Origin of the sequence: Kribbella voronezhensis (assembly GCF_004365175.1) — a bacterium.
GTDB classification, from domain to species: Bacteria; Actinomycetota; Actinomycetes; order Propionibacteriales; family Kribbellaceae; genus Kribbella; species Kribbella voronezhensis.
Map to the genome: position 1 here is coordinate 1216565 of NZ_SOCE01000001.1, position 21287 is coordinate 1237851.

The 21287-nt window shown below is 61.1% G+C and carries 22 protein-coding genes; 10 read left to right on the forward strand and 12 right to left on the reverse strand.

Annotated elements, in window-relative coordinates:
- Positions 1-43: 43 nt before the first annotated feature.
- The 3 genes from EV138_RS05315 to EV138_RS05325 all read right to left on the reverse strand — a co-directional run bounded on the left by EV138_RS05315 (position 44) and on the right by EV138_RS05325 (position 2454).
- Positions 44-796 carry a class I SAM-dependent methyltransferase gene (locus EV138_RS05315; RefSeq protein WP_133977310.1) on the reverse strand — a complete coding sequence of 251 codons (753 nt, stop codon included), beginning with the start codon at positions 794-796 and terminating at the stop codon, positions 44-46.
- A 45-nt stretch (positions 797-841) separates the two neighbouring features.
- On the reverse strand, positions 842-1327 hold the full coding sequence (locus EV138_RS05320; RefSeq protein ID WP_133977311.1) for a DUF402 domain-containing protein: 486 nt from the start codon (positions 1325-1327) through the stop codon (positions 842-844).
- An 83-nt stretch (positions 1328-1410) separates the two neighbouring features.
- Positions 1411-2454, reverse strand: coding sequence for an alpha/beta hydrolase family protein (locus EV138_RS05325; RefSeq protein WP_369410722.1), 1044 nt, complete (start codon positions 2452-2454; stop codon positions 1411-1413).
- A 135-nt stretch (positions 2455-2589) separates the two neighbouring features.
- Here EV138_RS05325 and EV138_RS05330 point away from each other — a divergent pair, with 135 nt between their 5' ends.
- The gene (locus EV138_RS05330) at positions 2590-3159 is read left to right on the forward strand and encodes a hypothetical protein (RefSeq protein ID WP_133977312.1); all 570 of its coding nucleotides are present in this window, start codon (positions 2590-2592) and stop codon (positions 3157-3159) included.
- 277 nt (positions 3160-3436) lie between these two features.
- Here EV138_RS05330 and EV138_RS05335 read toward each other — a convergent pair whose 3' ends face one another.
- Positions 3437-3796 carry a YciI family protein gene (locus tag EV138_RS05335; RefSeq protein ID WP_133977313.1) on the reverse strand — a complete coding sequence of 120 codons (360 nt, stop codon included), beginning with the start codon at positions 3794-3796 and terminating at the stop codon, positions 3437-3439.
- Between the two features lie 724 nt (positions 3797-4520).
- On the opposite strand from EV138_RS05335, the gene EV138_RS38560 reads away from it, so the two are divergent.
- Together EV138_RS38560 and EV138_RS05345 are read left to right on the forward strand one after the other, a co-directional pair.
- Positions 4521-4676, forward strand: coding sequence for a helix-turn-helix domain-containing protein (locus EV138_RS38560; protein WP_369410824.1), 156 nt, complete (start codon positions 4521-4523; stop codon positions 4674-4676).
- A 113-nt stretch (positions 4677-4789) separates the two neighbouring features.
- A complete protein-coding gene (locus EV138_RS05345) occupies positions 4790-5134 on the forward strand; it encodes a helix-turn-helix domain-containing protein (RefSeq protein ID WP_133977315.1) in 345 nt (114 codons plus the stop codon).
- A gap of 67 nt (positions 5135-5201) precedes the next feature.
- On the opposite strand, the gene EV138_RS05350 is transcribed toward EV138_RS05345, so the two are convergent.
- The 3 genes from EV138_RS05350 to EV138_RS05360 are packed head-to-tail and all read right to left on the reverse strand — an operon-like array spanning position 5202 to position 8906.
- On the reverse strand, positions 5202-6197 hold the full coding sequence (locus tag EV138_RS05350; RefSeq protein WP_133977316.1) for a hypothetical protein: 996 nt from the start codon (positions 6195-6197) through the stop codon (positions 5202-5204).
- A gap of 34 nt (positions 6198-6231) precedes the next feature.
- Positions 6232-7308 (reverse strand): UvrD-helicase domain-containing protein, encoded by a 1077-nt coding sequence (locus EV138_RS05355; protein ID WP_133977317.1) that lies wholly within the window; start codon positions 7306-7308, stop codon positions 6232-6234.
- Entirely contained in the window at positions 7305-8906 is a 1602-nt protein-coding gene (locus EV138_RS05360) for an ATP-dependent nuclease (protein WP_133977318.1), read from the reverse strand. The genes EV138_RS05355 and EV138_RS05360 overlap by 4 nt, the downstream gene beginning before the upstream one ends.
- A 265-nt stretch (positions 8907-9171) precedes the next feature.
- Here EV138_RS05360 and EV138_RS37185 point away from each other — a divergent pair, with 265 nt between their 5' ends.
- Positions 9172-10086 (forward strand): HNH endonuclease family protein, encoded by a 915-nt coding sequence (locus tag EV138_RS37185; RefSeq protein ID WP_166678494.1) that lies wholly within the window; start codon positions 9172-9174, stop codon positions 10084-10086.
- Positions 10087-10247: 161 nt separating this feature from the next.
- Entirely contained in the window at positions 10248-10808 is a 561-nt protein-coding gene (locus EV138_RS05370; protein WP_133977320.1) for an NUDIX hydrolase, read from the forward strand.
- Here the strand turns inward: EV138_RS05370 and EV138_RS37575 are convergent.
- A complete protein-coding gene (locus EV138_RS37575; protein ID WP_202866624.1) occupies positions 10750-12354 on the reverse strand; it encodes a helix-turn-helix domain-containing protein in 1605 nt (534 codons plus the stop codon). The genes EV138_RS05370 and EV138_RS37575 overlap by 59 nt on opposite strands.
- 240 nt (positions 12355-12594) lie before the next feature.
- Here EV138_RS37575 and EV138_RS05380 point away from each other — a divergent pair, with 240 nt between their 5' ends.
- The 5 genes from EV138_RS05380 to EV138_RS05400 all read left to right on the forward strand — a co-directional run bounded on the left by EV138_RS05380 (position 12595) and on the right by EV138_RS05400 (position 15106).
- Positions 12595-12795 (forward strand): hypothetical protein, encoded by a 201-nt coding sequence (locus tag EV138_RS05380; RefSeq protein WP_133977321.1) that lies wholly within the window; start codon positions 12595-12597, stop codon positions 12793-12795.
- 64 nt (positions 12796-12859) lie between these two features.
- The gene (locus EV138_RS05385; RefSeq protein WP_133977322.1) at positions 12860-13201 is read left to right on the forward strand and encodes a hypothetical protein; all 342 of its coding nucleotides are present in this window, start codon (positions 12860-12862) and stop codon (positions 13199-13201) included.
- Positions 13202-13508: 307 nt separating this feature from the next.
- Positions 13509-13769: a hypothetical protein gene (locus EV138_RS05390; protein WP_133977323.1), complete on the forward strand. Its 261-nt coding sequence runs from the start codon at positions 13509-13511 to the stop codon at positions 13767-13769.
- An 18-nt stretch (positions 13770-13787) separates the two neighbouring features.
- Positions 13788-14660, forward strand: coding sequence for a DddA-like double-stranded DNA deaminase toxin (locus EV138_RS05395; protein ID WP_133977324.1), 873 nt, complete (start codon positions 13788-13790; stop codon positions 14658-14660).
- Complete coding sequence (locus EV138_RS05400; RefSeq protein ID WP_133977325.1) at positions 14657-15106, forward strand: Imm1 family immunity protein; 450 nt, start codon at positions 14657-14659, stop codon at positions 15104-15106. The genes EV138_RS05395 and EV138_RS05400 overlap by 4 nt, the downstream gene beginning before the upstream one ends.
- Before the next feature lie 116 nt (positions 15107-15222).
- On the opposite strand, the gene EV138_RS05405 is transcribed toward EV138_RS05400, so the two are convergent.
- The 4 genes from EV138_RS05405 to EV138_RS05420 form a co-directional block, all read right to left on the reverse strand.
- Positions 15223-15717 carry an aminoacyl-tRNA deacylase gene (locus tag EV138_RS05405; protein ID WP_133977326.1) on the reverse strand — a complete coding sequence of 165 codons (495 nt, stop codon included), beginning with the start codon at positions 15715-15717 and terminating at the stop codon, positions 15223-15225.
- 12 nt (positions 15718-15729) lie between these two features.
- Positions 15730-16368 carry a DUF6875 domain-containing protein gene (locus EV138_RS05410; RefSeq protein ID WP_133977327.1) on the reverse strand — a complete coding sequence of 213 codons (639 nt, stop codon included), beginning with the start codon at positions 16366-16368 and terminating at the stop codon, positions 15730-15732.
- A 107-nt stretch (positions 16369-16475) separates the two neighbouring features.
- Positions 16476-17246, reverse strand: a complete 771-nt coding sequence (locus EV138_RS05415; RefSeq protein ID WP_133977328.1) for a hypothetical protein — start codon at positions 17244-17246, stop codon at positions 16476-16478.
- 158 nt (positions 17247-17404) lie between these two features.
- A complete protein-coding gene (locus tag EV138_RS05420; RefSeq protein WP_133977329.1) occupies positions 17405-21280 on the reverse strand; it encodes an NACHT domain-containing protein in 3876 nt (1291 codons plus the stop codon).
- Positions 21281-21287 lie beyond the last annotated feature (7 nt).

Consider the following 21287-nt stretch of genomic DNA (forward strand, 5'->3'; position numbering starts at 1 on the left):
TCTGACACCGACGTCGCGGGCCGCTCCGGGTGGTGTGAGCGGTCTAGAAGAAGCTTTTCGGCTGAACGGCGAGGGTGAAATCGTCGGCCGTGGCGGCGCCACCGGCGTCGCCTTCGATCCGGACGACGTCGAGGCCCACGTCCACGCACATCTCGCGGGCCGACGTCTGCGTGTGCCAATGCAGGACCCAGTCACGATCCGCGCTTTCGACGGCTCCGTCCGGACTCCGTCGCTCATAGCGAACCGTCGTGACCCTCGTGCGGAGAACCGGGTCATACGTCTCGGACAGCGGCGTGTAGACGAGGGTCGCGCCCTCGTCGTCGACTGCCTCGCGCTGCCGGCCGAGCTCGGCTTCCGGAGTGGGGCCCGGAATCCAGAGCGGGATCATCGCCTGTCCGTCAGGAGTCAGGTGCTGCCGAATCGCCGCGAGCGCTCGACGGGCGGTCTCGTCGTCGGGCAGCAGGTTGAAGGTCGGCCCGGCCAGGTAGATCGAGCGATACCGCCGCGGCAGGCTCAGATCCTCCATCCGCTGGTGGTAGAGCGTGACCTCGACGCCCGTCGCAGCCGCATTGGCGCGACACCGCTCCAGCATGTCGGCCGACGAATCCACGCCGTCGACCTCAAGCCCGGCCTGCCGCAACGAAAGTAGCGGCTCCCCATCTCCACACCCGATCTCCAGACCAGGCTCACCAGCCGCGCCAACAAAGTCGGCGTACGGCTTCGGGTCGAAGCTGGTCGACTTCAGCTTGGAGTACGCGTCGACAACGATCCCCGTATAGAACTCAGCGGCATCCATTGCCCCGCAGCGTAGACCCCCGCGAAACCACTGACAACCAACTTCTCATTTACGTGCCTCCGGCAACGACCGCTCGTCGAAGGGCGGCAACTCCGCCAGTTTCAGAACACTCGCCGGCGGAAAGTCCGGCCAGGAGCCCAGCACAGCTTGGTCGAGATTGCGCAGATGCGTGTCGACAAAGCGCTGAGTACTGCGCAACACCCGGAGCGCCGTCGCAGCATCGATCGAACCGTCCTCGATCGCGTCGGCGAACTCGTCAAGATCAAGCATCTCGTAGCGAAAACTCCCCGGCGGCACGAGGATGTCCACCTTGAGATCGTGAACCACCAGTTGGTTCGGCTCCGTTTCCTCCACCTCGACCAGATCGACGTACCAGCCACCCTCGAGCGCACCGGTGAAGGTGTTCGGCCTCATGACCTGAACTCCTTCGTCGACCAGCACGAAGCAGCGATCGACCGTCGGCCGCCCGGGCGCCTGCCACTGCGGGAGAATCGGCACGTCGTACGCCACGACGTTGTCCCCACTCCGCACACCTGCACACCATTGGCCGGTGCGATGGTAGACCCGCACATCCTCGAGAATCACTCGGACAGTATTGCCGGACCTACATAGTCTTAGCTCTTGCTCGCGAAGACTTCTTGGAGCCAACTCAAGATTGTCTCGAGCGCCTCCGGATCGAGCCTGGTCCCCTCCGCGTTGTAGCCGTTCCCCGGAGACGCCACCACCTCCTCAGGAGTGCGGGTGTCCTCCTTGAAGACATGATTCGCGTTCGGCGGGAAGGCAAACGTCACGTTCGCCTTCCCCGCGGCCGCCGCCTGCAGCGGATCCCCGTCGGCATGAGCGTCGACCTGCAGATCGTTGCCGCCGATCAGCACGAGAGTCGGAATCTCCATCTCCGGCAGGCGATCGACGGCAGACTCGGCCCACAACTCACGCGCGAGCGGAAGATTCGCGGGCGTCTCGAAGCTGGCGAGCACCATCCGCACACTCTCGGGCAGCCGCGGATCAGGATCCATCGGCAGCCCCGCTTCATAACGCTCGGTCGCCTCCCGTACCGCGGGCATCAGCTCGTCGCCACCGGGAATCTGCGATGCCTGCAATGCAAGTTGCGCCAACAGCAGCTCACCGACCGGCCTCCCCGGCGGCGCGGCAAGCACGATCCCGGCGAACGGCACATCCTGCACGCTGGTCGCGTAGTGCAGCACATGCAACGTCCCCTCACTGTTGCCAAGGCCAACAATCCGCGACGCATCAACCCCCTCATCAGCAGCCAGTACGCCGACAGCCGCCACCAGTTCGTCGAGATGCGACCCCATACTCAGCCGGCCGATCAGCTTGGGCACGTTCTCCATCGCATGCGGCCCCGACGCCCGCTTGTCGTACCGCAACGAAGCAATCCCCGCCTCGGCAAACGCCTCCGCGAACAACCGCCCCGACCCATTACTGCCAGGCAACAACGGCGAACACCAGTTCCGATCAGTAGGCCCACTCCCAGCAACCATCACCACCGCCGGAAACGGCCCATCCCCTTCGGGCCGGACGAGACTGCCATACATCGCAATCCCATCCGACTCCCAACTCACCTCAGCCGCAGTCGCCATACGCCATTCGACCACACCCCACCACCGGAGGCCCCCACAGATCAGCGACCGCCTCATGCCGGAAACGCATAGCCGCTCCGTAGAAGCAAATTCTTGAAGTTGCTACGAGCGGGCCGATCGCGGCAGAAGCGGACGTTGCATTTCGATGACGGCAAGCCCGCGGCGAAATGATGTGTGCAAGGTTTTGCTGTGATGTCTCTTCATTCGCCAGGGCGCGCCCGCTGGCGAGCCAAGGCCGCGGCCGGCTTGTTGGCGGCTGCGTTCATGACGGCCTTGGCCGGGTGCGAGACCGTTGCGGGCGCTGGGTCGACAGGCATCAGTGTCGATGCGCAGGCTCGACCGGTGATCGTGTTCGCTGTCTGCAACGACCACATCGATGGGGCAACGATCTACCGGGATCGCACCAAGGCCGACCCAACCGGAGAGGACACGACGGTCTCAGTCGCTAGCTGGGACGCGGTCTCGCCAGTGACGCCGACGACTGCGATGCATGCCATGTTGAACAGCGTCGCGCCGTCCCGGTCGTGGTCCCGCACGGGTAGTTCTGAGCCACTGAGACCTGGTGTCGTCTATCAGGCCTACGGATGGACGCGCGACAACACTTGGTTCACGGGTCACGTCGAGTTCACCCTGGAACGTCTCTCCAGACTGACGCCCGGTCAAGTGCTTACGCAGACCTACATCCCTTCCAAAGACCAAGACGTGGACACCGTGCAGTCCTACGAGCAGTTCAGCGCCGAGGCGTGCAAGGGAACGCGTTGAAACCTACGTCTCTCGTGAACCGAGCCATCTCCCGTTCAAGGTGGCTGACCTGGCCGTCGGTGACGAGCAGATAGGTCGCTCGGTAGGAGGCAAGCCGCACCCTCGGCAAGCGCTGCGACGGAGGAGCGGCGCGCGGGCTACACGTAGTACAAGCAGAAGGCCGGTCTCCCCGAGTGGATGACGGCCTCAGCACTTAGCACGTTCAGGAGACACGGGTCAGTGCCTCGCCACACGAGGCTAGCCGTGCACGGACGGGCAATGCTGCATCAACGTGATCTCAATCGACCAACTCCGGGTCGAACATGAACTTGCGGACGTCTTGCGCACACCGGCAGGCAACCGCGATCTCGGCCGCCCACTCCAGCGCCGCCTCCCGGGTCGGTACGTCGACGATCAACACACCGCCGATGAGTTCCTTGCTCTCCGGGTACGGCCCGTCGGTGACCGTCCCGTCAACGGCAACCACGGCAGCCTCCACGTCGCCGTCGTCATACCGCAGCCCGCCCGCAAAGACGAACACCCCGGCATCCTTGGCCTCCTGGCACACCGCGTGCGCGGCCTTACCCACCTCGGCCCAGTCTCCCGCCGGGATGTGGTCCATCGAGCCCTTCTCGAACGAGATCAGGTACTTCGGCATCTCATCACTCCTAGTCCCAGCAGCCTTCCTCCGGCCACTCTCACCCTTGCTACGAACACCTCGCACCGAATCCGACAAGCTACCGACAGAAATTCTCACGCCGAGTCGCTCCACAGCCCACGTCGCCGGCTCCACATCCGATCCACGAGCATCCTCCCCTGAGGTGAGCGACCGACCTCGCCCGAATGCCTGAAGCGAGTGGCCGACTCGCCCGAACGGCAGACATTGCCGTCCGTCTGACACCGGTGATCGGGCGGATCGTCCGTCAGGAAGCAAGCCGCACCCTGGGCACGAGCCGCGACAGAGGAGCGGCGGCCTGGGCGGGCGGCAGCGTCGGAGTGTGAGCGACCCAGGAGCGAGCACGCAGACGCGTGGGCTACACGCAGTACAAGCAGAAGGCCGGTCACCCGAGTGGGTTGACCGGCCTAGTTGCTACTGGGTGGAGGTTCTAGTTCGTTACTCCAACCATTCCCATCTGGCGGAGCGGCTACGCAAAGTAGCAGAGGCTGCAACGAGTGATCCTGCGCGTGCCTACTCGACTGCACCATCACGCAAAGTAATTATACCATTACAAGAACGGTTGACCGAAGAAACCGTTCGTGGGATTGCTGAGCTCTACCAGGCAGGGGAGTCGAGCGGTCGGCTCGGGGAGATGTACTGCTTGCCGAAGAGTGTCGTCCTCGACGTACTTCGCAAGGCAGGCGTGCAGGTTCGACTGCCCCGGATGAGTTCGGCGGAGATTAGGGAAGCAGCGAGACTGTACGGCACTGGCCTGTCACTAGCGGAGGTTGGTAAGCGAATGGGGCGCGGCTACTCCACGATCCACAAGGCACTTCACCGGGCTGGAGTGCGGCTGCGAGATACACATGGACGGCCCTAGCTGGCAGCAACCGCCGGGAGGTTATATCCCGTTACTCGAACCATGCCCCACTACTGGAAAAGCTCGAGAATCTGGCAACATCCATAGCATTTGAAACAACACTCGAAAAACCGGTGACCGAAACCACGCCGACCCCACGAGTCCACAAGCTGGACGAGCGGCTCGACAGCGAGACGGTGGCCAAGATCGTCGCCGAGTACGAGGCGGGCGGATCATCGGAGTCAATCGGCGCGCTCTTCTGCTTGAGCAAGAGAAGTGTCATCAAGATCCTCCGTGAAGCAGGAATCAAGGTTCGATACCCGCGGATGACCGAAGCAGAGCTCAGACGAGCGACGATGCTCTACAACAGCGGATCGTCTCTTGTGGGGGTCGGCAACCGACTGGGACGCGAGCACTCGACCGTCTACAAGGCGCTGAAGCGGGCACGCGTGAGAATGCGAGACACCCACGGCCGATAGATCCCACTCACCAGCCGTCCAGCCGAAACCAACCCGACCGCGCTCCGAACCATGTCCAACATGGCGACTATCGGGGCGTGTCGACGTCCAGCATCTTGAGCAAAGACGTCACATGCATCAGTGACAGCGTTGCGTTGATCTTTGTGTACTGACGTCGCGATACGCCATGAGCGCTGGCATGCCGGCTAAACGTATGCGGTATCTTGTGGCCCTTGTCAGGCCAGTACTCGCCATGGGCAGCCCACACAGCGCCGAGGACAATCGCCACACGAATGGGATAATCCTCCATATCGAGGCGCGTCTTTTGGCTCGTTACCGTTTTTCGAGCCGGGCTACTGAACTCTGCGCGAAGCACACTGTCAAGCAGGTTTGCGCTGAGTGCCTGGGACGGCGCAGGGCTTCCGCCGAGGAGCGACACGGCCGACAGGCGTGCGAACTGCACATGCTCACCAAGGCTCGGATCCTCGATGCTGTCGAGTACCTGGACGCAAGACTCCCCTATGATCTTCCAGTTTCGCCCAATGACATTCCGACGCTGGGCGGGCGTGGGAGCAGCAAACACTTTCTCCAGTACAGCCTTCGGCGGAACCCATGCGAGCGGTAGACCTTCATCCAGCAGTAGCGTCTCAAGTAGGTCGACACTTAAACCGTTAGCTCCGTGCCAGTTTGGTGGCAGGATTCGCTCGGCCACTCGACGTAGCTGTTCAAAAATCTTGCCGAACTGTTCGCGCTGTAATAGATGCGTAGCCTCGAGCGCTGGCTTCAGGCCCGAGAGTAACGTCTCATTAAACTCGGCGAGATTTGGGAAGAGTGTCTCATAGTCGATCTTCAGCGGAGGAAGCACAAAGTTCGGCAGGACCTTAGGTATGTTGGCTGCGGCGGCCCTCACTATGCCTTCGACCTGTGGCGCAATTCGGGCCGCAATGACCCTATTGACCTCATTAAGCTGCGGCTGCGCAGCCCTTATAGCATCAGCTAGTCTCTTTTGGAGCTCTGGTGATAAGTCGCCGATACGTATATCGCCCAGCGTTTTGCCCGATCGAGTGTCCTTGTTGTCGTTCATTGGCCCCTATTGTGACACATGAGGCGAGTTGTCGCTATCTAGGCGACCACGCGGGAAGCTGATACGAGCTAGCGTCATCAAGAACAAAAGCGACACTATGACGAGCGCGAGTCACAGCAACGTAGAAACCGCATGATGTCTTCGGAGCCAGGGGATCGCCAGACTTCAGGAATTTTGCGATGGGCTTCGTGGGGTATATCAGCACTCGTTCAGTAGTGATCCCCTTAACAACGCCGAAGTTCCTAAACGGAAGGTCTACGTTGGCCGCGGTCCTCCTACTCTCGCGGAGACAGAGCGGATCGTACCGCTCGACATAGGCAGTGACATGATCGGGTTCGAGCACGAACACGCCATCGTGAGTCGTCGCTTCATTCGCCATCGACTCTGTCGCAGGGAAGTTGAGAGTCGCCGGGAATATGGTGTCTGAGAACGCCGCTATCTGCTGATTGGAGCGCCACGTCTGGACAGACTTCTCCACATCGAGCAAACCAGATTTCTCGTGCTTGGCGAACCAGTCAAGCTTCTTGAGGCCGCGATACTGCTTGAGGTTCGGGTCCTGGGAGTTAGTCTCAAGGACCGATTGTCGAATGTCCCCGACCATCGTGAGGTCAATTCGTGACTGCATGATTTCCTCTAACATATAGAGATCGCAGCCGGTCAAGTCTTGAACCTCATCGATGTAGATCTCGTCATAAATCCGCTGCAGACGGCTAATCGCCATACCCTTGCTTGCTTTCGACGCTTCGGTAGCAAGTTTAGAAAGATACAGCTTGTAGGCGCGACCGTCTCCGTCGAGATGCCGCTGTTCGCCCTTGGTATACCATCCATTGGGCGGCTTGCCGTCGAAGTTGAGCCCTCGTAGCCGCCGGCCAGGATAGACGAGTGGCAGAAATGGGCGGATCCAGTGCCGAAGCAGGAAGGAGTACCACCCCATGACCTCCGGGACTTCCCCGGCAGGACATGCAGCTCGGAGGCGGCTCTCCAACTCTAGTTGACCAGCAAGTGTGAAGGTGATCGTCAAGATGCGACGCCCCTCGGGAGCCTTCGCGCAGGCATCTACAATTGACTGGGTCTTCCGCGACCCCGCAACCGCCAAGACCACCTTATTCATGCGACGAAGTCGATCGCGTCTAGCAAGTACTTCGGGAAGTTCACTTGAGCCTTCGACTCAGCAATACGTAGGGCCGCCTCGGTCTTGTTGCTGGTCATGTACTCCGGAACTGTCTTGTCGCCCGTGTAGTTCAGGAGGGTCCTGACGTGCGCCTCGCCGCCGTTCGCTTTGATCAGCTGCGGCTCAAGCGTCCTCCCGTCGATCGGATCGCCGATGAACAACTCCCGAACACCGTTCTCGAGGTACTGGGCGTACAGATCCCTCCAGTGAGAGGGTGCCTTGTTGTCGTTGTCCCGGAGTGCAGCGAGGCGTCGGTCAAGTGCAGCGCACACCGCCAAGCTCCGAGCGAGGGCAACACCGCCCATCGAGATCACATCCACGCCGCGAGCGATCGGCGGCACACCATGCTTGTCCTGAAAGGCTCGCTCGAACAACATCTCATCGGATGGGCCTTCGACGAGAACTATCTTCTCCGCCAGGACGAGCCTCAGCGTGTCGTAGCCCGACAACTTCTTGAAGTACTTGACGGTACCGGTCGAAAGCTCTGCGAACTGCATCGTCTTGCCTGCGTGCAGGAGGATCAGTTTATCCAAGCCAAGTCGGTTGAGAACGAACGAGCTGTGAGTCGTAAGGAAGACCTGCCGACTACCCGCAAGTGTCTCGATCCGGGAAACCAGCTTCGTCAGGCTCGTGTGAGACAGATGGTTCTCGGGCTCCTCAACCAGCACAAACGCCGTACCGGTGGCACTACGGTTCATCGCCAGAGCGACTTTGATAGCCGCTTGTTGCCCCTGGCCGGCCATCGCAAATGGCACATCAGCCACCTGCGGCACGATGCCAGATTCCCACGAGGCACTAGAAGACTGGTCCATCTGGAGGCCGATGGCTCGATCGTGGATTCCCGGCGCTTCGGCTGCTATTCGCTCATTGACCGTATTGAGGGTTGTGCGTGTGATGGTGTGGCGAGCGTTTCGGTGAGCAACTGAAATCGCCGCCCGCTCCTTCGCGTCCACATAGTCGCCGAGCATCTCGCGCGTGTGGTAGTCCACCCCTGACGTCGATCGAATGGTCCGCGAGTCGATGACCGACACGCCGAGGTCCTTCGGTCGGCGTTTCAAGGGTCCATCGGAAAAGTCGAGCCATTCAACATCGTAGAACTCGACTGGCAGAATGTCCGGACGGTCCTCGCTTGCGAGGTACTCGGCGCACTCGACCGCGAAATCGCTCGACGGCGTGATCTTAATCCTCACACCTGGCACAGCTTCTTGCCGAGAGTTGTGGACGCCGAGAAGCGGCTGCAAAGCATCATCATCGTTCGTGAGGTACAGCTCGATGAGAATTTCCGGCAGCGGTAGTGGCTGATCAGTCGCAAGAGACCTGAAGTACTCAGCCACTACATCTTGGTTGAACCAGTACGGATTCAGCTCTTCCCGAGCCCACCTACCACTGATCCTCCCCGTCAGCGCCATGGCAATTGCTTCCATCAGCGTCGACTTCCCAGCTTCGTTATCGCCGACGATGATGTTCATGCCCTGATGAGGCTGTAAGTCGAGATCCTTGAACAGCCGGTATCCCTTGATGACGATTCGATCGATCATAAATGCTCCTATTATCGCACAGATTGCGCGATAATAGTAAGTTTTATATATACCGAAGCAACGCCATATGAACACGATATGACAATGGCTTCGCAACGCAAGCGCGTTGGCATAGTTCACCCACCCCTAGGTATCGATTGCGAGCACCCCCGCTCGCCTCCACCACGAGCAGTATCGCCCGATCACGCTCAGTTGCCAAGTGTCAGCTCACGCCGTCCATCTCAAAGAGGCCAACTCCGACCACCAGGACGACTAAGGTCGTGCCGTGAGCCGCGACTACACCAAACCGACACTCAAGCTTCTCTTCGGCCGCGCAACGCACTGTGCTTACCCCAATTGCACCTCGCCCCTGATCTTCGAGGATCGCGGGCGCTTAACGGTATCCGTGGACATCGCACACATCCGGTCCGAGTCGCCTGACGGCCCGCGATACGACTCCACCTACCCAGAGCCGTTGATCGACTCAGAAGAGAATCTCTTGCTGCTCTGCGGGATCCATCACCGACCCGTCGACCAGCACGAGGTGGACTATCCGGTCTCTGAGCTTCTCGAATGGAAGCGCCGACAGGTCACCGCTAGCTCTGGTAGGCAGCTCTCCGAACAGCAGCTCGAACAGATCGTGCAGCAGGTACAACAGTCGCTCGCAACACTGACCGAAGTGAAGCTCGCCGTTCAGCCGGTCGGGTTGGTCCTGGTAAATCACGGGTGGCTGAGCGTCCCGCTTGAAGGCCTCGGGGCGACCACACTCTCCAAGCCGGACCAGGGGCAGTACCTGGGCGTCGAGGTCACCAACGAAGGGCTCGTGCCAGTGACAGTCAATGCCGTCGGCATCGACGTCGACATCGATGCATCACCCTTCTACGCCAGCTACCAATTTCTGCTGGACGACTCGTCGTTCCTGCCCTCACGACGGCTCGAGGGCAAGTCGAGTGCCTCATGGCCAGCGCATATCCCTACTGTCCAGGCGAGCATCTTGGAGATCGCGAAGACGTATAGACGAGTGCCGCGTCGTTTCCGGTGCTTCGTCAAGCCTGGCGCAGGCGACCGAGCGGAGGGTACGTGGATGTCCATCCTGCATCTACCGATCTGGAAGTCGGACATCACCGAGGAGCGGCTCCTCGACGTCAATACGTCGGCTGCCGAGAGCCAGCAATGGGAGTCCGGCCAGGGCACGTCCTGAACATGGGGGTTGGCCTCGGTGTCGGCAGGGTTCACGAAGCCGAGCTCCTCGTCGCTCGCGACCTGTAGGACCTCGCGCAGGCCTTCGCGGTAGTCCGTGTGGGGCCATCGAGCAACGCCGCGGATGAGCCGCGGTGACGCACCCTTGGGTAGTGTCGTAGCGTGACGGCTCATGGCGGTACGGAATCCACGCTCTGGAAGATCCATGGCGAGCGGCTGATCGATGACACCCGCCGGCTGCGGTTGAGCATCGCGTCGGTCGAGCTACCCGATGGTGTCCAGTTCGAGCAGTACGTCCTGCGGATGCCCAAGGCCGCCATGATGGTGGTGCTGGATGACAAGCAAGAGAACGTGTTGATGATGTGGCGACACCGCTTCATCATCGACCGCTGGGTCTGGGAGCTGCCAGGCGGCTATGTCGATCCTGACGAGGATCCGGCGGTGACGGCGGCGCGGGAGGTTGAGGAGGAGACCGGGTGGCGGCCGCGGAATGTCAAGCCGCTGGTGTCTCTGCAGCCCTCGGTAGGAACGACAGACGCCGAGAACCTGCTGTTCGTGTCCTACGGTGCCGACTACGTCGGTGAGCCGGAGGACATCAACGAAGCGGAACGGATCGACTGGGTGCCGCTCGACTCGATCCGCGAACGTATCGACACTGGCCAGATCATCGGCGCGGCGTCCCTCGTCGGTCTGCTGCACGTGCTGGCGTTCCAGGCCGGCTGATCTCGTCCAGCGGTGACACCCCGATCTCGATCAAGCTCTCGAACAGAGAGCTGACAGGCTTGACCTTCTGGTATGGCGCCAATTGCGTGCCCAGGTCCAGCAGGTAGCTGCCGCCGCGCATCGATCGCACCGACGCAGCGAGTGTCGTTGCCTCCATTCCAAGCGCGCAGGACTCCTCCAGCCGACGCTGGTCCGCCAGGATGGTGGCGAGGATGGCTGTGTTGAACAGACGGCCGCGCTCGTACCCGTCGGTCATCTCGAGGGAGCGCCGGGCGAAGGGTTCAGCATCCTCGGCAAGCCCCAGATCGCGAAAGGCGTGTGCGAATTTTGCTGCCAAGTAGGCGTGGTCGAAGTAGATGAGCCAGTGCGGTCGCTCTTCAGCGTCCGACTTATTGAACGCCTCCTCGGCGCGGCTCAGTGCAGCCAGACAACCGGTCTTGTCGCCCTGCAGCGCGAGGCCATGGGCTTCCATGACAGCCGCCTCAGCTTGCAGGAGCTTCGAGCCTGATCGTTTCGCGCTGTGCTGAGCTGCGAGCGCCAGGTCGACGGCGCTGTCGGGGGCACCGTGGAAGGCCGCCTGATGACTCATCCCGGCCAACATCTCGCTGGCGAGCCGTTCATCGTCGGCCTCATGACAGAGACGCAGCGCCTGACGCAGATGAGTGTGACCGTCGCCATGGTGGCCGGTGTCATATGCCATCCAGCCAGCTAAGTGGTGGAGTTCGGCGGCAGCCGCGAACAGGTCGGATCGGCCTCCGCCCGAGGTGCTCTCCCGCAACAGTGGTGTGACCGTCGAGTTCAGATACGAGCTCACGACCGAACGGCTGTGACCGCCGCCGTACCGGTTGTCGAGGCGACGGAAGACCTGCGTCATCTCGCGAATCTCGGTGCTGGCCTCTGGTCTTCCTCGGCTGATACGCCGGTTCGGGCTGGGCGCTGTCCCTGTCAGCAGGCTGGCCCCCACCGCAGTGAGACCCACGCCGGCCGACTTGATGAACTGCCTCCGATGCACTCCGTCTCCTTCGGCAGGTGATTGAGTCTGCACGATAGAGCGGCGGTCGGGGCGCGTGTATGCGTCGATGCCATGCTGGCTGTCGTGGTACTCGGCTGGCGCATGCGACGCTGTCGGACCGGCATGCTCGTTCCCAAGCCCGACGGGCCGAGCCGTCAGGTTGAACCACAGCAACTGCTCTGGGATGTGCAGGGCCTGGGCCCAGCGATCGAGCTTGTCGAGGTCGTGCACTGGTATCGCGCTGCGCTCGATCCGGCTGACCTGCCCCTGAGTGAGTCCGAGCCATTGGCCGACGAGCGCTTGCGTCGGTTCAGGGCGCTGGAGCTTGCGGTAGGCCAGTAGCAGCTTGCCGAAGTGTCGCTCAGCCGCAGCCTCGGCAAGGGCGTCAGCCTCCCAGAAGTCAGCTGAGAGACGCGGCGCCGCACGGGTCAGCTCGGGGGCACGCCGCTGGCACGGTCCACACTGGTCACCATCGTTGTCCGCTGCCAGATATGCACCGCATGAGGGACACAGCCGCCGCTGGGAGCGCGTCACAGGGGCAACACTACCCGTGACCATCTGCCGGTATGCGCGGCACGCATATCTTGCCTCGACCCCGCCGCGCATATGTATCGCCGTCGTTTCCCACCACGCAGCGTCATTGGATGGTGGTCGTCCGATAACCCAATCGACGGGGGTGAGGACCATGTATCACCTGATGTGGCCCCTCTGGCTGCTGGCCAGTGTGCTCTACGCCTTGATGCTCCGCGACATCGTCCGGGAGGTGCGCGGCGAATGACGACGCTCGCGGAGACTCCACAGCCGACCGAGCGGCGTGTGCGCGTCTGGTTCGGTGAGCATGTCATCGCGGACTACACCGCGGAGCCTGCCAAGGCCATTCGGTACCAGGCGGCCATGACGCGGCGTTTCTACAGCCTGCGCGTGACGATTGAGCCGGCTGTTCCGGTGGTGAACCAAGATGCTGCCGACTCGTGAACGGCCTGCACCGCCGCGGATGGTGGTCCCGGTTCTGGGAGCGCCTGATGGTCAGATTCCGCCGATGGATGGACGAGGAGCGGTGACCGACTACACGCGCCCGCTGCTCCTGGGGTACGCCCGACGTGACCTATATCTATCGGACCAGCACGTCGAGCGGCTGAAAGTTGAGTTGACGACCTTCGCGGCGGTCGAGGGCTTCGCCATGGGCTCGACGTATGTGGAGCAACGAGAGACCGCGCCAGCAGCCTTCAGCGCGCTGGTCGAGTCGCTGAACCGCTACGAACTCACCGCCGTCGTGATCCCGGACTGGCGGCACCTGGCCCTCATAGGTGAGCCGGAGCGCGTCAAACGAGAGTTCGAGCGGGTCACGGGGGCGCGCTTCATGCTCTACGACACCCCTTGAACTGGCGGAACCGGTGGGGAGTCGTCGTCCTCAGCCCCTCACGTGCAGCGGATCGTCTGCACACCCACCGGTTCCGTCATCGAGCGATCCCTGTCCGAGCTTCCTCCCCCGAGACCCCTGTCTCGGGCAGGGATCTTCAAGCCGGCTGGCGCGGGGCGTGAGGCGAGTCCCGTCCTGCGCCAGCCGTTCCAAACACCGAGGCCCGGACGGGGTCCTCGGTCACCAGCTGGCCGGAGGTTGGGCGTGAGCGCCTGGGCGAGCAACCTCCGGCCAGCCTTCCCATCGGCACTAGTGAGGCAGGCAGAACATGTCCCAAGTCGAACAGCTCAAGATGCAGCTCCACGGCCTAGCTGACCAATCCCGGCAAGGTGCGGGCAGCCTGGCGGGCTTCAAACAGCGCTTCGAGCAGTCCAGCCAGCAGATCCAGGCACTCATCCGCGGTACTGCGACGAGGGCCGACCAAGACATCGCCACCATGCTCGACGCGGCGGCCAAGTCCGTCGACCAAGCGGTGCAGTCGCTTCAGATTGCAGAGGCAGGCTGCCGCAGCTACGCCGACCAGATCTAGCCGGCCGAGGCGATCGGCATGCCCTCCGAGCTGCAACGGGTCGCACAGGAGCTACTCGACTCGTTGAACCAGATCGAGCGCATCGTGCCGTACCTGCACGACCGGGCACGAAAGTACCGCGAGGCTGCCGGATGGATCGGCGGTCTGAGCAGCAACCAGAACGCGCGCATGGCGGCGATGCAACTAGACGAGGCAGCTCGGCGCTCTGAGGAAGCCGCCCACTACCTGTTGCAGGCACATGCCCGCGGACGATCCTGGGTTGAGCAGATGGTCAGCGGTGCCCGGACAGCCGAACCGGCCGGTGATTCAACAGCCCCGAGGCCAGACGCGTCAGGCGGGAGCCCGCCGCCCGCAGAACGCCGGCAGAACGAGGACCAGGGCGAGCCGGAAGCGAAAAAGCCCGACAAGGCCGCGGGCGCCGGCGATGATGTCAGCCCGAAGGACGGGGCACCGGGAGGGCGAAGGATCACGGACGAGGAGGGCCACCGGATACAGCGCAAGTTGCCGATTCGAGAAGAGGTCCCCGTCACCAGCCCCAAGACCCGGGGAAAGTGGATTGACGAGAACGGCAACGAAGAAGATCTCGCTAGCGGTGAGCATGACGAGTTCGAGGACGTTAGAGACTTCCTTCGCGGGAAGGGTCTTCTACCACCAAAGGGCAATGTCACCACGCCGTCGCATGTCGAAGTAAAATTCGCTATGCGGATGCGCCAACGTGGACTGATGCATGAAACCATCATCGTGAACAAATTACCCTGTACCGGCAAGTGGGGATGCGAGAGGTTCCTACGCTATATCCTTCCACCGGGAGCCACCCTGACGGTCTTCGGTCCAGATGGATTCAAACGCACGTACACAGTACCTGACCTGAACAAGACGGAGCAACCATGAGCAACGTTGAGGTGTATTTCAAGAACGGCCACGGTGACGACCCGCTCATCCTCACCAACGCCGATGATGCCGACGCGCTGATTGACGCAATGCTGACAGAGTCCTTCAACAACTCAGTTGCAGCGCTCTACGACCTTGACCGCCCCTCTGTTGAGGGTGCTCCCGATATCCCCGACCACGAGCTCCGTGTTGCGGTCGATGCGAAGGAAAACGTTGGCGGTATCCGCTACGCCGGCGGCGACCACGATGACGTGAGGTACGTACCGGGAGCCACGAGCGACCGCGACGAGATGTTCTATGTCTACATGGATCACGGCGAGGGCTGGCCGAAGGACTCGGTCGTCAGCATCGAGCAGGTGCGCCAGGCGGTACGGGAGTTCGTCGAGGGGAACGGCTCGCGGCCGACGTCATTCGAGTGGCGGGAATGGCCAGACGGCGTGATCTGAGGGCACATAATGCCAGGGCTTGCGGAACCGTCACAACTAGGCCCACCACTGACTCATCTCTTACCTCAACCTTGGATACTCCGATGCTTCAAGGGCGCAAGGGTTCTACCGCCTCACTATTCAGGCAACTTGACAAACGTTCCAGTGGTCGCCGATGTCATCTGAACCAGATCCTTCGGTGAGAGTTCAATCTCAATACCTGTAGCACCTCCGCCGACCAGCACAGTTGGATAGTTCAGCACTGCCTCATCCAGCAGAACCGGGATATCGGCAGGAGCCCCGAGGGGGGAGACACCATTACGTGGGTAGCCGAGACTCGAATTGAGAGCTTCCGGCGATGCCACCTCCATTCGGCCATAGCCTAGAGCCGCGGAGGCTGCCTTAAAATCAACACGTGCATCAGACGAGCAGCACAAGAGGGCGCGGCGTGGACTTGCGGACTTCTCAGTCAAGAACAATGTTTTTGTGATCTGCGACTGAGGAATGCCCAATGCGAGAGCAAAGTCACTTGGACTTTCGATCGCCGCGGAGAGAGCATCGTGGTCGCGAATAACATATTTCGCCCCACCGGCCGTGAGGGCATTCTTAACATTCTCATGGATAGTATTCATGTTTTTACTATATCATCCTGCAAGTCGTTTGATTAGATCGTCCCGCACTCGGCTCGGAATCATAGGGGCAAATTGCGCAAGGTATGCTTCTAAGTGATGGGGTGAACCGACCAGGAACGGCAAGTCGAACGGAACCATGTATCGGATTGCCAAGAGCGGAACCGGCGCGACGAGAGGACGGAACCCGTCGTTCCAGAGGCCAGGTTGCTCGCAAGCCGGGTGGAACTGTCCGACCATCAGGCCTTGGGTCACGAAATCATCTTTCAATACCGCTTGCAGCCTGTCGAGTTCGGTTGAATTGTTCGGGTCAAAGAATGGCAGTGCGACCAGGATTGTGAGCAGTTGCTTCTCCTTTTCGTTCAGAGATACAGCCAGCTCGGCATGCCAGTCCTTATATTCGAGGACTTCTTCTGCCAGATCCTCGATGCTCGCCTCTGTCTCCCGGCACGCCAAATAGAACAAGTTGCGGTCGATCGAAGGACGAGTGAAGGGACACACTGGTCCGGTACGTCCGAGATCGGGGTGACCATTCACCAGAAACTTTTGGGACCAGTCGGCAACGATCTGCAGAGTCTGGATCGAGGAATCACCGGAGGTATCAGTTTCAAGGTCGTGAATTGACCATAGGTACCGCCCATTACGCCATCGCACAGTTGTCTGCCCTTCTCGCGGCAAGCATCACATCCACCGTGGATGTTGCGAGAAGGCTAGAAACCTTACTGCCTGCTTGCCGAGTGGCGAGCAGGCGGACGGCAGGGCTACCAGACCCAAGCGAAGCCGTATGACCACTGCGGCGTCAAGCCCTCGAATGAGTGGCTGTAGAAGCCACTCTCAGCGATCTCGAACTCCCCACCCGATGGTGGGTGCTCTGCGTCGATCGTGTCCTGAACGGCGAAGCGCCAGATCTTGCCGGGGAGCTTTGGTGCCCGGAACTGAGCGCCGAGCTTCATGTCGCAGGCTCCGCCGCGAGTGTTGTGGAACACCAAGATCGGTCGGACTGGCTGATCACTGGTGACGAGTATGCGGAAGGTGAGGATATGGGGGTTCTCGTCTGTTGGTGAAAGGTCTCGGCCGAGGTCGAAGTACGCCTGAAGGGCGCCGGTAGGGCTCTCGCGGACTTCGGCGAGTGTGCCTCCGCTGATTGCTTCAGCTCTGAGCACGCCAGGTCGACGATCTGAGCTGTAGGTGTGGCCCGTGTAGTACATCCGGGTTCCCGGTGTCACGGCTCGGATGACGGCAACACACTTGAACTCCTCGATGACACCTCGCCCGTCGATCGTGCAGTACGCCTCGTTGGCCTCCACGAAGTAGTGTCGCTGAACCTCGCTGTGATCGGTCACCTGGCTCATGTCACGTGGTGGAGCGAGTTCGAGCGGCTCCGATTGGCTGCCTTGCCGCCGGCCTCGCGCCATGTCATCAGTTGCCGCCCGCATCTGGCGATAGAGCGATCGGAGCAGCGCACCATCGCCGCCCAACGCGATGTAGGCCTCCACCAGTTCTTCGGACGGTGCCGTGTGCCCGTTCTCCACGTTCGAGATGTGTCCCGATCTGAAGAATTTGTCGGCCTCCCCGTCTTTGGGAATACGTCGAGAGCTGACGCCCAAATCGTCACGCGTCCGACGTAGCGCTGCGCCTAGGCGCACGTGGGCATCACTGATACGGGCTCGATCTGACCCACCCGGGCTATTCACTGCAACACCTCCGGGAATTCGCGGGTTCCGGAGTATCGATCGTGTTCGCGGATCAACTCTGCCAGGAAGACTCGCATCGAGGAATCGATTTCGGACTCGCTGAGGTCTCGTAGTTGTGTGCGCACCTGAAGGTAGTGCCGCTCTGCGATTGTGTTAATTATCGCTTCTGCCAGATCTTGGTCGAGCTTAACGGCGGTCCTGATCAGAGTTGCAGTAGCTACGGCATTCCCATCTGAGCAGACGAGGCGTACGACGTTGCCGAGTTCACGACTCCAAGCCTCTTTCCCTAGACCAAAGAACCCGCCTTGCGCTAGGCGCTCTAAATAGTCATTGAGGAACACACCGGCTCCTCGTGGCTCAGATTGGCCATACTTCCGCAGGTAATCGCAGACCACTATGAAAGACATGACGCCGACGAAGACTTCTTCGTTCTCCAGTTCGTACAAGCCAAGAGTCCGCACCGTTGGCCAATACCTCTCGTCGGCATCAGCGCGGAGGCACAGGATACGCAGCATTGCGGTCGCGCATTCAGCACCGGTGGATACGGCAACAGGAGGATCGGTCGCCTTTCTGACTACGGGTGGCGTATCCTCAGGCCGGACTTCGATGAATCGAGCTAGATACTCCAACTGTCCGGATACGTCCCCGGTTGGAGTTTCCTTCCAAAGATGCTTAATCAGCGGGTTGAGGAGTTCTGGATCATCGAGGGATTCGAGAACCGGCCGCAACTCTTGCCAGGGGATACCGCTCGCCCTAGCTCCCATCAGCGTTCCCAACAAGGAAACGCCCTCCCGCCTTGCCTGTTGGTCGCCTGCGAGCAGCTGGCGTGCGTGCGCCAGAAGTTGAGGTCCATGTCGGTCTAGCCGACCTTCGCGTCGTTCGGCAGACGTGATGATCTTATTGAGGTTCGCAATTCGGTTGGTTTGGGCTGCGACTGAAACAACCGCGTTAAAGACAGTCTCACTCCTGGGCATGTGCATAGCCTGTGTAGAGAACAAGACGTCAAGTTGATGACGGGAGAGCGATCCTGGGTTCCGTTCGATCGCCCTCATGAACCGTTCGGCAGCAAGCGCATGATGATCTGCCGCCGCAGGTGCTATCCGCAGTAAACGATCGTCAGCTGTCCAGTCTTGAGATTCGAGTTGGTTGGGAAAAACGCGAGCAAGGGTGCCGTGCGGAAGCGCAGCCTGTGCGAACAGGTCCAGCAGAAGCGCTTGACGGCTGTCGATTCGACGCTTTTGGGCGGCATAGCCGACGGTCGCAAGGGCAGCCCTTGCTGCTTCTTCGAGCACCACGGAACTTCGTGAGGTCGAGTCGACGATAGTCCGAAGCACTACCTGACCGACCGAATCACGTACCCGCGGAACAGTTGCGTTTAGTAACGCTTCGACACCCGATGTAATCCAGGCGTCATCCGTAGAATCTACGATGAACTGTCCTATGGCGCACAGGTCGCATTCGACCTCGAACGTGGATATCCCCGCATCAGGATTGGTCGCCTGAGTGAGGAATCCACGCCATTCACCCAAGTCTGACCATGTATTTGCGCGGCGCCATTCGGCTGCGATCAGGCGACCCAGCCTGACAGCATCTGGGTGGTGCGACCTGGTTTCCGTGTCGAGTGTCCTGACTACTTCTTTCAGAAACTGCGGATCGCCGATCTCGGGCCATTGTTCGACTAGGTAATCGAGTTCGATGGGTGCGCTACTACCGGTCTGGGTCAGCATTGCCACGAGCGTTGCACGGACTAGCGAGCGCGCCTGTGGTGCGATGTTCTTCAAGACCGCGAGCAGGCCATGGCGCAGACTGTCTTCAAGAGATCCGTCGATCGCTTGGAGAGGGTCGAGATAGGCCAGTGCATCGGCGACGTCGCCAGGCACTCTCAGTGCGAGCCGAGCCAGCGCGTGCAAGACAGACGCTCGTACCTGCGGTTCAGCGGTCGTTTGCCAGATGAGCATGAGTTGGCTGATGGTCTGGCCGGGGGTCTTCGTCGCAATCGTCGGCAGGATTCGGCTGGCGCGTTCTAGCGCCGCTGGACCAACGCTCCGCAGTCTCGTGATTGCGTCTGTCAGCAAGTCTGGATGGTGCGCCCACGCCACAACCCCGATCGCCCGAACAGCTTCGGTGTTGGCGCTGACAAGTGCGTCGGCCGCGCGCTGCGCCGGCTGACGTAGGAGCGGGTTTCTGCCTGCAAGGATGAGCGTCTGTTCGAGGACCGCGCCGACGAACAGGTCGCCGCCGTGATCCGTGGTTCTAGCTACGAGGGTGTCGATCTTTGCTGCAGCGGATGCTGCAAGTACGCCTTTGGCTGCGGCGAACTCGAACATGGTCTGGTGGAAGTACCCAAGCTGCTCTCCGTTGCGTACCAGCGTTCCGCGCTCAAGCAGAATGTCAATTCCGGTACGAATGGTTTCTGATGCGACGATTGGGTCGACGGTATGGGTTACCTCGTACAGCGTGTTCACAGCCAGTTCCGGCAATCCACATGCGAGTAGCGCTAGCCCAGTCCGTCCCGACAACGCACTCAGATCTTCGACAGGGTTGGCCCGCAACGCGATGGCCGTCTCCGATCGAGCATCGCGCCTCACCCTTCGATCCCAATAAGCTTCAAACAGTCCAGTCACATCTACGTCGGTGAGCTCGGGCTCCGCTGGTGTCGAGAGGTCGAAGAGCATCCGAAGTAGCAGTGGACTGCGGCAGACCTCAGTAACCGGCAGTCCACGTGCCGTAGCCCGCCTTATGTGTTCAGCGATATCGGCTGCGGGAACCTGTGGGCAGAACCGACCCGCTAGTGCGGTCACAGCCTTGTCGAGTTCGACGTCGTCGTATGGCTGAAGATCCTCACGCCGCAGCTCGTCGTGGCTGAGCTGCGTGACCTCTTGAGGTCTGGTCGAATAGACGCCGCTGAAGCCTCGCACCGTTAGCGCATCGACCAGGCGCAGAAGTGCTTGCCGCGAGGACTCCTCATGCAGCATGAGGTCAACAGTGTCGAGCAGGAGGATGGGCTGTCGATCAGCCCGCCGGATCTCCTCGAAGGCCTCGATGATCGCCTCGGCCGGCCGCAGTGCAGCATCCTGCTGTAATAGCCAGGTTGTCGGAAGCAGGACAGTGACGAACCCGTCATGCTCGGCAAGTGCCCGGTGCAAGGACCACAGCAGACTACTCTTGCCGCTACCCGCTTCGCCGACGACCGCTCGAGGCCAAGGATGTGTGGTGCGCTGGATCTTGGTGAGCAACTCAGGCTCGACGGTGCGGGTCACATAAAGCTGGGCGTCGACTTGCACCTCGCGAACGTACGAGGACGAGACCTGGAGTAGTTCTTGAACTCGGGTTGACCACTCGGATCGTCCATCGCGACGAGCCATTGCTGCGCGAAGCAGCTCGGGCCGGCGCAGTGCCTCCCGAACGGCCCTAGCAAGCTCCGCAGCGTACTCGTCTCGCTGGTTGCGTCCAGATCGCTCGTTTTGGGGTCGTGTTGCCCGGGTGGTGTCGATTGCCCGCTCGTACTGCCATTTCGCCCAGGAGAATCGGCAAATTTGAGAATCAAGATCCACGTGTTTGCCGCGGTGCGCCTCCTGAATCTGCTTGAACTCGCCCCCATCCGGGCCGCCATCGAGGTAGAAGTAGCCCTTCGCCCCTGCCAAGGCTGCAGCCTGGGCAGTCCTCAGCGCCGGTTGTGACCGGTCAGGCGAGGTGGCGAGGTCGATCGCAGCGCCAACCAGTCGCTTGAGCGCATCGTCGTCAACCCGCGGCACGGCGTAGGTCGTGGCCAAGTCGTAGAGCACGGGGCACGTCGTCACAGTTAGCTTTTCAGTGTTCCGCTCGAACTGGGCCCGTAACTCAGCGTCAAGCGCCGCGTCGTCCAGGTCCATGGATCGC